Raw genomic sequence first — 12,656 nt, 5'->3', positions numbered from 1 at the left:
CCCTCACCGGCCGATCGGGTCGTGGCCCTTCCCGGGTGATGGCCGAGTAGCTGAATGTGGGGCGGCGCGATCTGCGCGGCGGAGCGCGATGAGCCGATCGACTTCGGCGGCGACCTCGGGCAATTTGGCGCCGGACAGAGTCTCGCGGATCGACGCCAGTCGCTGCTGCGAGAACGCCGCATCTTGCCGACGGCCCATGGTGACGGTGGCGGAGTGGTCGCGGCCGTCGGTGGCCAGCGCGTGGTCAAGAATCTGACGGCCAGTCACGTACGGCTCGCTGAGGTGCTCTTCAGCGGGGACGTCGAGCGGTATGTAGGCGTGGTTTGCCTCGCGGCCGCGGGCCATTGCGACGTAGAGGGATTGGCGGTCCATACCGGGGCCGGCGACGAGGTGGGCGGTGTCGACGGTGGCGCCCTGCGCGCGATGGACGGTGCTGGCATAGCCGAGTTCGACATGCTCGGCGACGTAGCGCGCCGGAAGCCGCACTCCGTGGCCCTGCCAGACGCCTTCACCCTCGCCGCCGCGGTGGTAGTCACCCAGACGCTGGTCGAGGTCATCGGCATGGTTATCTACGTGCGCACGACCCCGCTGCTGATACCGGAACCTGGGGCGGCCGCTGCGGCGACCCGCCTTGATCAGCCTGGAGCTGGCTCAGCCTCCAGCAGGTGACCGAAGGTCGCTCGGCTGATTTCCATCGCGTCGGCACGACCGAGAACGGCGCCGGGCGCTTCGAGGTGCAAGGCTGCCCAGCGGGCGGCGGTGTGGGCTGAGGCGAAGAAGTTGATGACGTCGCAGCAGACCGCGGAGGCCGGCCCCTTCTCCGCGCGACGGCCGACGAGGACCACTGTGCCGGCTGGCTCCCATTCGGTCGCGGCGTTCGGCGTCGCGGTGATGATGATCGTCTGGCCACTGACGGGATCGGAGGAAGTGATGGCCGTCGCTCGGCCGAGCATGGGTCCCACGCCGAGCGCGTCGATCGCGCACATCGCCCACACCGTCGGGCCGCCCTCGATCGCCACCTGATGCCGGGTCTGCCGCAGGGAGAACGGGTAGGCCGCACGGACACCGCCGTCGTCGATGGAAACGAAGTCTTGCTCTGCGAGCGCAGCTAGGACCGCACGCCCGCTGCGCCCCGGCCCGGCCGCCGCGTCCAGTGCCCGGTCGTTCGGCAATGTTCCGGAGGACGCTAGGGAGCGAAGAACCGCCTGTTGCACAGCGCGCATCCCTGCATCCGTCGGAGCCAACCGGCCCTGGCCACCGCGCACAACCGGGTCGAGCAAAGAGGTCGTGCCCGTTGGCTCGGCGGGCCGTGGAGCGATCACCGCTCGCAGCTCCTCGACGCTCGGTGCACCCCACATTCGCCCGTCCGCGCCTGGGTAGAGACGGCACGATAGTGACGGTTGGGCACCGTCCCCGGCGAAGGGGTCAATTCCGTCCACCAGCAACGTCGGTGATCCGCACATCCCCCACGCCCACGCCTCGGCCTCGTCCTCCACGACGACAACGTCGATCGCCGGTGTGCGCCCAGGCCCCGCCTCACGCAGGCGGGCGACCAACAACGACGCGTTCGGGCAATCGGGCACGGACAGGACGGTGATCAGTGCGCTGAGCGGCGGGGCAGCGGACACCGCGCCGGTGCGGTCGGTCCAATAGCGCGGCTTGCGCCGCGTGTGCGCGACCGCGAGGACGCGGATCACGTCATCGACCACCAGGTAGGCCACCCGATACGGGAACCGGCGAACCGCGGCCTGACGCACCGGCAGATCTCCCGGCAGGCCAGAGACCAAAGGCGCCGCATCGGGCCAAAGGTCGATGCCGAGGACCGCAGCCTCGACCGCCGCAAGGAAGGCCGACCCGAGGACGGGATGCTGATCGTCGTACCAGTGCGCCGCGTCGGTGAGTTCGGCAGCGGCCTCCGACTCGAAGAGGACGCTGCGCTTCACCGCTCGGCGAGACGCGCGGCCAGGCCGTCGCGGACGTCTTGCCAGGGAGTGCCGACCGAGTCGCCGTCCACGACGCGGCGCGCGCGAGCAGCCAGTTCCGAGGCCCAGGCGTCATCGACGAGCTGCGGGTCGTCGTCGGCCTCGCCGTCCAGGCTCGCCAGCAGCACCGCGGCGACGCCGGCCCGCTCACCGGGGGGCAGCGCCAGAGCGTGCTGGAGGAGGTCATGCGCCTCGCTGGTCACGTCTTGAGTGTAGGCCGCGCCGCCGACCAGGGCGCGGGATCACCACCGCGACCGGTCTGGTCTCATTCCGGTCTCATTCGTGGTCGTCCGTCGACGTCCGCCGGAGCGGCACAGGGTCACCCGGCGTCTTGGCCCCCAGTCGCCATTGCCGCTGACCCATGTACTAGGTTTTTGTACTACACTCGGGCCATGGCTGAGGTGCCGGTGCGTGAGCTCAACCAGAACACCGCCGGGGTGCTAGCACGGGTCAAGCGTGGCGAGGCGATCGAAGTAACCGAACGCGGCACCGTGATCGCGCGGTTGATCCCGGCGGAGAACCACCCCTTGGCCGAGCTGATCGGCACGGGACGGCTGCGTCCGGCCACCACGTCCGGGCCGGCGCCCCGCCCCTCCGGGCCCGTGCGCACCGAGGACGAGGCCGGAGACCTACTGCGCCGACTCCGTGACGACGAGCGGTACTGATGCTCTACCTGGACACCGCGGCCCTGGTGAAGTTGGTGCGCCCGGAGCCGGAGTCCGAGGCGTTGGCGGACTGGCTGGACGCACGCTCCCCCGCGCCGTGGGTGACCTCGGTGTTGGTGGAGGTGGAGCTTCCGCGCGCCCTGCGCCGCACCGAGCCGGCGCTGCTCGGTGCTGTGCCCGCCGTGATCGCCCGCCTCGCCCGGTACGAGATCGACGACGTCGTTCGCGCCACCGCAGCTGCACATCCCGATCCGAACCTGCGCGGTCCTGACGCGATTCACCTCGCGACCGCGAGTGCGGTCTTCGGGAAGCGACTGGACGCCTTCGTCACCTACGACCAGCGCCTCCTTGAGGCGGGCCAAAGTATGGGCCTGCCGGTCGCGAGTCCCGGCCGAGGCGAGTTGTCCGGGTGAGGCTGTCGCAACCGGCGTGCGAGGTCATCCCCCTCGATGAGGCGGCCGCTCATCGGGTCGGCGCGATTCTGGCTCGGGCGGCCGGCTCGGACCTGGTCGCCGGCGCGGTCGTGGACGCGGCGCCCAGCGACGCGGTGATCGTGACCAGCGACCGGCCCGACATCACCCAGCTGCTCGACGCCATCGGGTCGACCGCGACGATCGTCGACGTCTGACCCGGTTCAGAAGGCGCCCTCAAGGCGGGCGCTCACCTCGCGGTAGCGACTGACCGGGATGAGGTGGACGCCGGCGAAGGCGCCGCTGTCGCGGAGGGCGAGGACCTGTTCGCAGGCGGCGTCCACGCCGGCAGCCGGGTCCTGGCGGACGCGCTCGACGAGCTCGGCCGGGATGTGGATGTCGGGGATCGACGCCCGGAGCCGCTCGGCCATGGTCACGCTGGCGAGCACCATCACCCCGGCGTAGACCGGCAGGTCGACGGGGTTCTCGTCCCGCCACCGCAGCAGGGCGTCGACCGAGTAGCTCACCTGGACGAAGACGAAGTCAGCCTGCTGCTTCCAGCGCGGGAACCGGCGCCCGAGCCCGGCGGTGACTCCGAGGCGGAACGGGCCGACCCCGGCGAACGCCTGGCGGTCCGTCGTGGAACGCGCCTCCTCGAGCATCGCGCCCACGGTGAGCTCGCTGGTCCGGTCGCCGGCCGTCGGCTTGTCACCGTGGACGAACAGGAACTGGTCGACCCCGTACGCGGCCGCGGTGAGCAGGTCGCGGCGGAACCCGAGCAGGTTCCGGTCGCGGGCGTTGACGCACGCCACCGACCGGCCGCCCATCGCCTCGACCTCGTGGGCGACCGCGATGCTCGACACCGTCGCGCGCCCGATGTGGTTGTCCGGGATCAGGAACGCGTCCGCGATCGGCGCGAGCACCCCGATCTGGTGGCGGACGTGCTTGAGGTCCGGCCGCGTCGGCGGCTCGACCTCGCAGATCAGCCGGAACGACTCGGCAGGTACGTCAGGCACGGGAGGAACCTAGTCCTCGCGCAGGGTCAGGCGTCGAGGTCGAGCGCGGGGATCGGGCGGTGGGCGATCTCGCGGGCCTCGGCGGCGGGGACGCCGAAGGCGCGGAGCATCATCTCGGCGCCGGCGGAGTCGGCGTCGGGGCCGAAGCGGCCGGCGAGGACGCCCTTGATCGCGGCGAACCCGGCCGCGGAGACCGACGTCAACGCCAGCTCGAGGTCCCCGATGTCGAAGCGGCCGGACTCGATGCCGCGCTCGAGGGTCTTGCGCGCGTACGGGAGCAGGGAGTCCTCGAACTTCGCGTCCGCGCCCTCGAGCTTGGTCATCACTGCGGCGAGCTCGGGCTGCTCGGCGGCGAAGTGGACGAAGCGGCGGTAGGCGAACGCGGCGGTCTCGGCGGCGTCGTCGAACTCCAGCGCCTTGGTCCCGATCATCGCGGACACGCTCGCCATCACCTCGAGCAGGACGGCCTCGACGAGGGCCTCCTTGGACTCGAAGTGGCTGTAGAAGGTCCCGAACCCGATGTCGGCGCGCTCGGTGACGTCGCCGATCCGCAGGTTGGCCTCGCCGCCGTCGGCGAGCACCTGACGCGCCGCCGCCAGGAGACGCTCGCGCGCCTCGGTCTTGCGGCGCTCGCGGCGCCCCTCTTTGGGCGCGTCTGCAGGTTCCGCTCTTTCCACGCCCGCACGATCTCACAGACGAATGAACTTTCAAACTTGATTTGCGAATCAGGTTGGCGGAGGATGTGCGCATGACCACACCGCAGCAGCAGTCCTCTCGGCACTACGACGTCGTCATCGTCGGCGCGGGCCACAACGGCCTCACCGCCGGCTGCTACCTGGCCAAGGCCGGCAAGCGGGTGCTGATCGTCGAGGCGTCGCCGCAGTTCGGCGGCATGACCGCCACGAACGCGACGCTCCCGGAGGCGCCGAACCACCTGTTCAACGAGGGCGCGATCCAGCTCACCGGCATCTTCCGGCTCTCGGGCGTCGCGGAGGAGCTGGAGCTGTACAAGTACGGGCTGCGCGAGATCCCGGTCGACCCGGCGCACATCCAGCTCGCTCCTGACGGCAGCTCACTCGCGATCTGGAAGGACGCGAGCAAGACCGCCGACGAGCTGCGGTACTTCTCCCCGAAGGACGCGCGGGCGTGGCTGGAGATGTCCAACGCCATGTACTACGCGATGGGTCCGGTCATCGAGTACATGAAGGTTCACCCGACGCGGCCGCTGAGCAAGGAGCTGCTGAAGGAGACCGCGAAGGCCGTCCCGCACCTGCGGAAGATGTGGGGCCTCAAGCACATCGTCGGGGCGTCGCACTTCGAGTTCCTCGACGAGACCTTTGAGTCCCCGCTGCCCAAGGGCGCCCTGTCGGCGATGGCCGCCTTCTCGCAGCTCAAGCTCGACATGACCGCCTGGGCGATGATCTATCTCGGCATCGTCCAGCGCGTCGCGAACGCGATGCCGATCGGCGGCACCGCCGCCCTGCCGAAGGCGCTGCACGCCTGCTTCGTCGCGCACGGCGGCGAGGTCCGCCTCTCCGCGCCGGTCGCCGAGCTCACGGTCGAGGGCGACCGCGTCGCCGCGGTGGTGCTGGAGTCCGGCGAGACGATCCGCGCCCGCGAGGCCGTGGTGACGACGTGCAACCCGATCGTCACCCTGACCAAGCTGCTCCCGCCGGGGACGTTCGGTTCCAAGCTCGAGGCGCGCGCCAAGGACATCCCGATCCGCAAGACCCACGCGACGTCGCTGAAGATCAACGTCGCGACCAGCGGCAAGATCACGATGGAGAAGCACCGGCAGTGGCGTAAGGACAAGCTCGACCCGACCGGGATCCTCGTCGCCTGGGCGACGCTGGAGGAGCAGAGCGCCGCCTGGGACACCACCGTCCGCGGCGAGTGGTACTCGCCGATGCCGGTGCACTGCTCGATCGTCCCGAGCCGGGTCGACCCGACCCAGGCCCCCGAGGGCGGCGACACCTTCTGGCTGTGGTCCGGCATCCCGCCGGTCAACCCGGTCGTCCCGTGGGAGCAGGTCCGGCACGAGGTCGGCCAGGCGGTCATCAAGGACGCCGCCCAGTACTACGTCGGCCTCGACACGTACGAGATCGGGCGGACCGTGCTGTGCGGCCCCGATCTGGAGGCGCGCTTCAACGCCCCGGCCGGGAACGTGTACCACGTCGACCCGCTGATCACCCGGTTCGGGCCGATGCGCCCCGCCCCCGGTTTCGGTCGGTACCGGACGCCGCTGAAGGGTCTCTACCTCTCCGGCGCCGGCACGCACCCGACCGGTGGCGTGTGCTCGCTCCCGGGCAAGCTCGCTGCCCAGACGCTGCTCGGGGACCTGTCGAAGAGGAAGTGACCAGGGGGACGTGAGGAGCGCCGCCGAGGGGGCCACACCCAGGGAGTAGTCAGGTGTGACTGCTCGCGGCCGGGGCAGTCCGGCGGGGACACGCACCCGCCCTTCGGAGGAACTCATGCCCCGGTCGCCCCTCGCCCGCCGCACCGTCGCCGTCGCCGCCGCCGCCGTCATCCTCGGCAGCGGCCTGCTGGCGGGCTGCGGGGACGACGAGGACGAGAACCCGGACGTCGGTCAGCAGATCACCGACACGACCGACGACGTCCAGAACGAGGTCGAGGACAAGGCCGGCGACGCCCAGGACGAGGCGGAGGACGCCAAGAACGACGCCGAGGACGCCACCGAGGACGCCGCGGAGGAGGCCAAGGAGAAGGCCAAGGACGCGAAGGACGACGCGGAGGACAAGGCCGAGGACACGGCCGAGGACGCGCAGGACGACATGCAGAACTAGGGACCGGTCCGCCGAGACATGAGAACGGCCCCCGCCGGTGGCGGGGGCCGTTCGTTGTCCGTTGGGTAACGGGAGTGGTCAGTACACCTCGACGACGACCGTGAGGTCGCCGAATCCGTCCGGCGCCGGGGCGCTCACCCGCGGAACCCGGAACCGGCGACCGGTCGTGGTCCCCGGGGGAACCCGGAGCCGCACGACCGTGCCCGGTGCGGGCACCTTGATCAGAGCCCCGTGCGCGGCCTCGGTGGCCGAGATCGGCACCACGAGAACCAGCTCGGACCCCTGCCGCTCGAACCGGGGTGTCGGCGCGGTCTTCGGCACGGTCTTCAACGCCGGCGCCGCACCACCCGGACGGGAGGCGGGTACGACGGGGCGAGGCTGGGACCAGTACTCCCGTTCTAGCCACGTCATCGCTGTCATGCCCAGACTCCTTCCCCCTCCGACCTGTCCGTACTCCAGAGTTGCTCGCGAACCGCACGGATGTGTTGCGCCGGAGTGAAATCCGCAAGTCCGTCGGGCCACGGATTGCTCCGGCGCCCGAATCTCCCACCACGCCAACGATCAAGCCCCGCTGACAGTGCCCGGCGACCAGCCCACTCCGGGCCCGGAGCGGTGTCAAGGCGCGAGCTCCGACGGAGCCGGCGCACCCCGGACATACAGGTAGATTCCCCGAGGCAGCTCGAGGAAGGTCCCGATCCGCGTGCAGCTGGATCTCGTCCCGGAGATCGTCGTCCTCGGCCTGACCGTGGCGGCGCTCTACGGCATGCTCCCGGTCGCGATCGTGCTCACCTACCGCATCAGCCGGACCATCGCCTTCGTCCACGGCGGCATCGCGATCTTCGGCGCCCTGACCTACGCCTACCTGGCGCGGGGCCCGGCCGGCACCACCGCGGAGGACTTCGGGCGCAACGATCCGATCGTCGCGACGAAGCTCGCGCTGCTGCTCACGATCGGCGGCGGCGCGGTGGTCGGGGTCGCGTTCGGGGCGCTGGTCATGTCGCGCTGGATGGCCGAGCTGCCCGGCATGACGTTGACGGTCGTCTCGATCGCGGGGCTGCTGGTCATCGGCAACCTGTCCGGCTACTACATCCGCCCGGGCGGGCTCTCGAGCACACCGAGCCCGTTCGGGGACGGCGGGACCCGGGTGGGCGACGTCGTCGTCACGCATCACCGCCTGGCGGCGTTCGTCGTGCTGTGCGTGCTCGTCGCCGCGCTCGCGCTGTTCCTGTCCCGCACCTACACCGGGTTGGCCATCCGCGCGATCGCCGACGACGTCGAGGCCAGCGTGTGGTGCGGCGCGAAGCTGCGCCTGATCGGCACCGGGGTCTACGGGGTCTCCGGCGCGGTCGCCGCCCTTGCCGGCGCGATGTACGCGGCCGCCGTCGCCGAGCCCGTCGACGGGCTGCTGCTTCTGATGGTCCGCGGGATGCTCATCGCCGTCGTCGGCGGGCTGCGGAGCCTGCCGCTCGCGCTCGCCGGGGCGGTCGTCTACGGCATCCTCGAGACGGCCCTGGTCGTCGGGTTCTTCGGCGAGGTCACCGCGGGGACGCGCGAGATCACGCTGTCCGGCACCCTGCTGGCGCTGATCGTGATCGCGGCCCGGTTCCGGCGCGAGACGTTCTTCCTGCTCGAGCGGCGGCAGGCGTGAGCCGCCCAGCCGGCACGGCCCCGGGCATCTTCGACGGCCTGGAGACGAAGTCCCGCCCGGTCGTGCGGGCGATGAGCAGTCCCGCCTCACTGGTTCTCGCCGGGTTGCTCGTCATGTGGGGCCTGGTGATGGCGGACTACCGGGTCTTCGGGCTCACGGCCGCGATCCCGGTCGCGATCCTCGGCCTCGGGCTGCTCGTGCTGCAGGGGTGGGCGCGGGAGATCTCGCTCGCCTCGGCCGGGGTGTTCGCCTCGGCGATGTACTACTTCAACTGGCTCGACCGCGACGACCAGGGCAAGGGCCTGCCGTGGATCGTCGCGGCGCTGATCGCGGTCGCGATCGCCACGGCGTTCATGGCCGGGCTCGCCCTCGTCTCCGGCCGGCTGCCGTCGATCTACCTCGTCATCCTGACGCTCGGCCTGCAGGTGACGATCGAGAAGACGATCTACCCGATCGGCTACCTGTCGGGCGGGGTCTCCGGCGGCAACGGCGGGGCGCCGCTGGTGAACCCGAGACCGGAGCCGTTCGGCGTCGACCTCGTCGACGACCGGACGTTCTACTTCTTCGCCCTCGCCTGGCTGGCGGTCGTGCTCGTGCTGCTGATCCGGCTGCGGCGCAGTCCCGCCGGGCTCGCGTTCCTCGTCGTCGGGTCGAACCGCCAGTCCGCGGCGGCGCTCGGCATCCCGCCGGTGCGGTTCCGGGTGCTGGCGTTCACCCTCGCCGGGTTCCTCGCCGGGACCGGCGGCGTCCTCGGCGCGATGTTCTACGTGACGCCGCCGCTGTTCCTCGGCTGGGACGTCGAGACCTCGCTGCTGCTGCTCTGCATCCCGGTCCTCGCGGGCGTCGACTCGATGGCGGCGGTGATCGTCGTCGCGGCCTACCTGTACGTCATGCCGATCGAGCTCGAGCGCTGGGACATCGAGCAGAGTTTCATCGCCTCCGTCGCGCTCGGGTTCGGCGCGCTGTTCGGGGCCCGCGGCGTCGGCGGACGGATGCAGGACCTGGAGCGGCGCCGCCGGTTCGGCAAGCGCCGGCAGCGGACGCGGCGCAAGCGGATGGCGACCGCGGTGCTGCGGGAGTCCGCGGGGCTGGCGGACGAGAACACCAGCGTCCTGAGCTCCGCCGAGCGCACCGCGTGCCTCGAGGTTCTCGAGCGCTGGCTGCCGCCACGGCCCGAGCGCGGGATCGCGCTGCGGACCACCGACGTGCGCCTGGCGTTCGGGCCGATCTCCGCGCTGACCGGGGCGAGCATCGAGGTGCCGGTCGGGCGGATGGTCGGCCTGATCGGTCCCAACGGCGCGGGCAAGACGACGCTGTTCGACGTCGTCTCCGGATTCACCGCGCCGGACACCGGCACCGTCGAGCTGTTCGGTCGCGATGTCACCCGCACGAACGCGTGGGACCGCTCGCGGCTCGGCATGACCCGGACGTTCCAGAACACGCGCGTGATCGGTGAGCTCACCGCGGGCGACAACATCTGCGGCGGGGCGTGGGCGTCGGTGCGCGCGCGGACCGCGTCGTTCGTCGCGGGTCGCCCGTCGGCGTGGGCCGCGCTGCGCGAGGCCGAGGAGGCCGGGTACGCGGCGGCGCGGCTGCTCGACGTCCACACCTACTGGGACGAACGGGTCGGGACGCTGGAGTTCTCCGCCCGGCGCCGGGTCGAGATCGCCCGCGCGCTGGTGGCCGGCCCGCGGCTCCTGCTGCTCGACGAGCCCGCGGCCGGGCTCGACCCCGCCTCGTCGTCGGCGATGTTCTCGCTGATCCGCCGGTTGCACAGCGACCTCGGGCTCTCGGTGCTCATCGTCGAGCACTACGTGAAGGCCGTGCTCGACAGCTGCGACCTCGTCCACGTCCTCGCCGAGGGCCGGGTGCTCGCGTCGGGCACGCCGGCCGAGATCGCAGCCAACACCGAGGTGCAGCAGCGCTACCTGGGCACGCGGCTGGACTACCTCGAGGGCCTGGAGCGCGTCCGTGACTGACGCGATCCTCGCGGTCGAGAACCTGGTCGCGGGCTACAGCGGGCAGGCCGTGCTGCACAAGGTGACGCTCGAGGTCCGTGCCGGCGAGGTCGTGTCCCTGCTCGGCGCGAACGGCGCCGGCAAGTCGACGCTGCTGAAGACGATCGTCGGCACGGTCCCGGTGATCGGTGGCTACATCCGCCTCGACGGCGTCGGCATCTCGGCGTGGTCGCCGCACCGCCGCGTCGCCGCCGGCATCGGCCTGTCCCCCGAGGGCCGGCGCATCTTCGCCAACCTCACGACCGAGGAGAACCTGCTGATGGGCGCGGCCTCCCTGCCGCGCGCCCGTAAGCGCGACGGACTCGACCGCGCGTTCGCCCTGTTCCCCGTCCTCGCCGAGCGACTGAGCCAGAAGGCCGGGACGCTGTCCGGCGGCGAGCAGCAGATGGTCGCGATCGCCCGGGCGCTGATGTCCGCCCCGAAGCTCCTCCTGGTCGAGGAGCCGTCCCAGGGCCTTGCTCCGGTCGTCGTCGACGCGGTCTACGCCACGCTCCGCGAGATCGCGGACGACGGGGTCGCCGTCCTCGTCGCCGAGCAGTTCCAGCAGGTGCACGAGGAGGCCAGCGACCGGATCCTCGTCATCGACAAGGGCACGATCGTCCCCGACCGCCACCGCTCCCGCTGATGCGAGTGCGGCGCTGACGGCCCGTCAGTCGCCGAGGGTGTCGATGACGCCGTCGAGGTCGGAGAGCTGCTGGTCGAGCGAGGTCGCCGCGGGCGGGGGGATCTCGGTGCCGGGGTCGTCGCTGCCGCCGGTGGTCGCGACGACCACACCGACGGTGGCGCCGACCGCCAGCAGCACCCCGACGACGGCGAGGACGATCTTCGCGCTCGGGCGGCGCCGGTAGCGATACTCCGGCGGGAGCGGAGCGGCCGGCACCGGAGCGGCGGTCGGCAGCGCCAGCGGCAACTCGGTGGCGGCCGGGGTCGGCTGAGCTTGCGGAGCAGCGGCCGGGGCCGCGAGCGGGAACAGCGGCGGCGGTTCGGCGACGGGAACAGCCGCGACCGGCGGGAACGGGACGTCGTCGACGGTCCGGGCCCGCGGGACCGGGGCGCCGCCGAGGAGGGCGAGGGCCTCGGCCGCGGAGCCGGGACGGAGGACGGACTCGTCGGCGGTGAGCATGCCGATCAGGACCAGCACCGGCGCGGAGGCGTACGGGCCCGCGGCGGCGGAGAGCACCTGCCCGCAGGCGAGCAGGTCGGCGCTGACGTCGTCGCCGCTCGGAGCGGGCCCGCGCTGGGTGCCGATCTTCGAGCTGTGCAGCCGGCCCTCGCCGTCGAGGCGGACGGTGTCGGGACGCAGATCCCGGTGCACGGTGCCCTTGGCGTGGAGCTGGGCCAGCATGTCGAGCAGGTCGCGGGCGAGCTGGGTCAGCTCGTCCCGCCCGAGCGGGCCGGCCTGGAGCCGGTCGGCGAGCGTCCCGCCGAGGTGGTCAGTGCGCACCGGAGCCTCCCGAACGCTGATCGCGGTCCCGGTCCTTCTTCTGGTCGGCCTTCTTCTCGGCCTTCTTCTCGGCCTTCTCGCGCTCGGCCTTCTCGCGCTCGGCCTTCTCCTGCGCCTCACGCTCCGCGAGCCGCGTCTCGATGTACTCCGCGAGCCGCTCGCGGAGCAGCTCGCTGAACCGGGCACCGGTCTCGCCCTGCAGGATCTGCTCCGGGCTCAGCGCCGGCGTGACCGGAGCCGCGACCGGCGCCGGCTCGGGCGTGGGAGTCGGGGTCGCAGTCGGAGTGGGCTCCGGCGTCGGGACGACGACGTCGGTCATCACCTTCGTCGCGATCGCGTCGGCGTGCGCGAGCAGACCCGCGGCCTCGCTGTCGGTCAGCTCCCCGGCGGCGAGCAGCCGCTGGACCTCGGCGCGGAACGACTCCACCGCCGCGATCGCCGCGTCGCGGTCGGAGCCGTCCGCGGCGGCGCGGACCTGCGCCACGCGCTCGTGCAGCAGCTCCTGCGACGCCGCACCCAGCGTGGTCGAGGCGCCGTTGCACCCCGCCAACGCGAGCACGGCGAGGCCCGCCACCACCATCCGACCGCACGCGGGCAGCCGTCGACCTTGTCGCGCAAGCATGCGCGTCCCCCTCCGTCGCCTACAACGCCCCCCGGCGCCGCCCGGAT

At 71.8% G+C, this 12,656-nt stretch carries 16 protein-coding genes; 8 read left to right on the top strand and 8 right to left on the bottom strand.

The window, feature by feature from the left end:
• Positions 1–3: 3 nt before the first annotated feature.
• The 3 genes from SPOPO_RS34320 to SPOPO_RS28700 form a co-directional block, all read right to left on the bottom strand.
• A complete protein-coding gene (locus SPOPO_RS34320) occupies positions 4–486 on the bottom strand; it encodes a hypothetical protein (RefSeq protein ID WP_156869741.1) in 483 nt (160 codons plus the stop codon).
• A 149-nt stretch (positions 487–635) separates the two neighbouring features.
• The gene (merB, locus tag SPOPO_RS0109570; RefSeq protein ID WP_019874559.1) at positions 636–1,943 is read right to left on the bottom strand and encodes an organomercurial lyase; all 1,308 of its coding nucleotides are present in this window, start codon (positions 1,941–1,943) and stop codon (positions 636–638) included.
• Positions 1,940–2,185, bottom strand: coding sequence for an addiction module protein (locus SPOPO_RS28700; protein ID WP_019874558.1), 246 nt, complete (start codon positions 2,183–2,185; stop codon positions 1,940–1,942). The genes merB and SPOPO_RS28700 overlap by 4 nt, the downstream gene beginning before the upstream one ends.
• Before the next feature lie 189 nt (positions 2,186–2,374).
• Between SPOPO_RS28700 and SPOPO_RS0109560 the strand changes: the two genes are divergently transcribed.
• From SPOPO_RS0109560 to SPOPO_RS0109550, 3 genes are read left to right on the top strand one after another with little or no spacing between them, the layout of a single operon-like run.
• A complete protein-coding gene (locus tag SPOPO_RS0109560; protein WP_019874557.1) occupies positions 2,375–2,647 on the top strand; it encodes a type II toxin-antitoxin system Phd/YefM family antitoxin in 273 nt (90 codons plus the stop codon).
• On the top strand, positions 2,647–3,060 hold the full coding sequence (locus tag SPOPO_RS0109555; protein WP_019874556.1) for a type II toxin-antitoxin system VapC family toxin: 414 nt from the start codon (positions 2,647–2,649) through the stop codon (positions 3,058–3,060). The genes SPOPO_RS0109560 and SPOPO_RS0109555 overlap by 1 nt, the downstream gene beginning before the upstream one ends.
• Positions 3,057–3,275, top strand: coding sequence for a hypothetical protein (locus tag SPOPO_RS0109550; protein WP_019874555.1), 219 nt, complete (start codon positions 3,057–3,059; stop codon positions 3,273–3,275). The genes SPOPO_RS0109555 and SPOPO_RS0109550 overlap by 4 nt, the downstream gene beginning before the upstream one ends.
• Before the next feature lie 6 nt (positions 3,276–3,281).
• Here the strand turns inward: SPOPO_RS0109550 and SPOPO_RS0109545 are convergent, their stop codons facing one another.
• Both SPOPO_RS0109545 and SPOPO_RS0109540 read right to left on the bottom strand, forming a co-directional pair.
• Entirely contained in the window at positions 3,282–4,073 is a 792-nt protein-coding gene (locus SPOPO_RS0109545) for a methylenetetrahydrofolate reductase (protein WP_019874554.1), read from the bottom strand.
• A 26-nt stretch (positions 4,074–4,099) separates the two neighbouring features.
• Complete coding sequence (locus SPOPO_RS0109540; protein WP_211210877.1) at positions 4,100–4,750, bottom strand: TetR/AcrR family transcriptional regulator; 651 nt, start codon at positions 4,748–4,750, stop codon at positions 4,100–4,102.
• A 71-nt stretch (positions 4,751–4,821) separates the two neighbouring features.
• Between SPOPO_RS0109540 and SPOPO_RS0109535 the strand changes: the two genes are divergently transcribed.
• Together SPOPO_RS0109535 and SPOPO_RS28695 are read left to right on the top strand one after the other, a co-directional pair.
• Complete coding sequence (locus tag SPOPO_RS0109535) at positions 4,822–6,429, top strand: phytoene desaturase family protein (protein WP_019874552.1); 1,608 nt, start codon at positions 4,822–4,824, stop codon at positions 6,427–6,429.
• A gap of 115 nt (positions 6,430–6,544) precedes the next feature.
• Positions 6,545–6,877, top strand: a complete 333-nt coding sequence (locus SPOPO_RS28695; protein WP_019874551.1) for a hypothetical protein — start codon at positions 6,545–6,547, stop codon at positions 6,875–6,877.
• Positions 6,878–6,955: 78 nt separating this feature from the next.
• Here SPOPO_RS28695 and SPOPO_RS28690 read toward each other — a convergent pair whose 3' ends face one another.
• On the bottom strand, positions 6,956–7,297 hold the full coding sequence (locus SPOPO_RS28690; protein WP_084670959.1) for a DnaJ C-terminal domain-containing protein: 342 nt from the start codon (positions 7,295–7,297) through the stop codon (positions 6,956–6,958).
• Positions 7,298–7,577: 280 nt separating this feature from the next.
• On the opposite strand from SPOPO_RS28690, the gene SPOPO_RS0109520 reads away from it, so the two are divergent.
• The 3 genes from SPOPO_RS0109520 to SPOPO_RS28685 are packed head-to-tail and all read left to right on the top strand — an operon-like array spanning position 7,578 to position 11,168.
• Positions 7,578–8,525, top strand: coding sequence for a branched-chain amino acid ABC transporter permease (locus SPOPO_RS0109520; protein ID WP_019874549.1), 948 nt, complete (start codon positions 7,578–7,580; stop codon positions 8,523–8,525).
• Positions 8,522–10,504 carry a branched-chain amino acid ABC transporter ATP-binding protein/permease gene (locus tag SPOPO_RS0109515; protein WP_019874548.1) on the top strand — a complete coding sequence of 661 codons (1,983 nt, stop codon included), beginning with the start codon at positions 8,522–8,524 and terminating at the stop codon, positions 10,502–10,504. The genes SPOPO_RS0109520 and SPOPO_RS0109515 overlap by 4 nt, the downstream gene beginning before the upstream one ends.
• Positions 10,497–11,168 carry an ABC transporter ATP-binding protein gene (locus tag SPOPO_RS28685; protein ID WP_019874547.1) on the top strand — a complete coding sequence of 224 codons (672 nt, stop codon included), beginning with the start codon at positions 10,497–10,499 and terminating at the stop codon, positions 11,166–11,168. The genes SPOPO_RS0109515 and SPOPO_RS28685 overlap by 8 nt, the downstream gene beginning before the upstream one ends.
• 24 nt (positions 11,169–11,192) lie before the next feature.
• On the opposite strand, the gene SPOPO_RS0109505 is transcribed toward SPOPO_RS28685, so the two are convergent.
• Complete coding sequence (locus SPOPO_RS0109505; protein WP_028984644.1) at positions 11,193–11,987, bottom strand: protein kinase family protein; 795 nt, start codon at positions 11,985–11,987, stop codon at positions 11,193–11,195.
• Positions 11,977–12,609 carry a hypothetical protein gene (locus SPOPO_RS0109500; RefSeq protein ID WP_169577178.1) on the bottom strand — a complete coding sequence of 211 codons (633 nt, stop codon included), beginning with the start codon at positions 12,607–12,609 and terminating at the stop codon, positions 11,977–11,979. Before SPOPO_RS0109500 ends, SPOPO_RS0109505 begins: the two co-directional genes overlap by 11 nt.
• Between the last annotated feature and the right edge of the window lie 47 nt (positions 12,610–12,656).

It is taken from the genome of Sporichthya polymorpha DSM 43042, assembly GCF_000384115.1.
Taxonomy (GTDB): Bacteria; Actinomycetota; Actinomycetes; order Sporichthyales; family Sporichthyaceae; genus Sporichthya; species Sporichthya polymorpha.
The sequence above is the reverse complement of the archived record's forward strand: the minus strand, read 5'-3'. Positions and strand labels throughout refer to the sequence as shown.

Bases quoted from the DNA above. Each gene is read 5' to 3' on its own strand.
- SPOPO_RS0109535 (WP_019874552.1), top strand. From the start codon at position 4,822: ATGACCACACCGCAGCAGCAGTCCTCTCGGCACTACGACGTCGTCATC.
- SPOPO_RS0109555 (WP_019874556.1), top strand. From the start codon at position 2,647: ATGCTCTACCTGGACACCGCGGCCCTGGTGAAGTTGGTGCGCCCGGAG.
- SPOPO_RS0109560 (WP_019874557.1), top strand. From the start codon at position 2,375: ATGGCTGAGGTGCCGGTGCGTGAGCTCAACCAGAACACCGCCGGGGTG.
- SPOPO_RS0109500 (WP_169577178.1), bottom strand. From the start codon at position 12,609: ATGCTTGCGCGACAAGGTCGACGGCTGCCCGCGTGCGGTCGGATGGTG.
- SPOPO_RS28690 (WP_084670959.1), bottom strand. From the start codon at position 7,297: ATGACAGCGATGACGTGGCTAGAACGGGAGTACTGGTCCCAGCCTCGC.
- SPOPO_RS28695 (WP_019874551.1), top strand. From the start codon at position 6,545: ATGCCCCGGTCGCCCCTCGCCCGCCGCACCGTCGCCGTCGCCGCCGCC.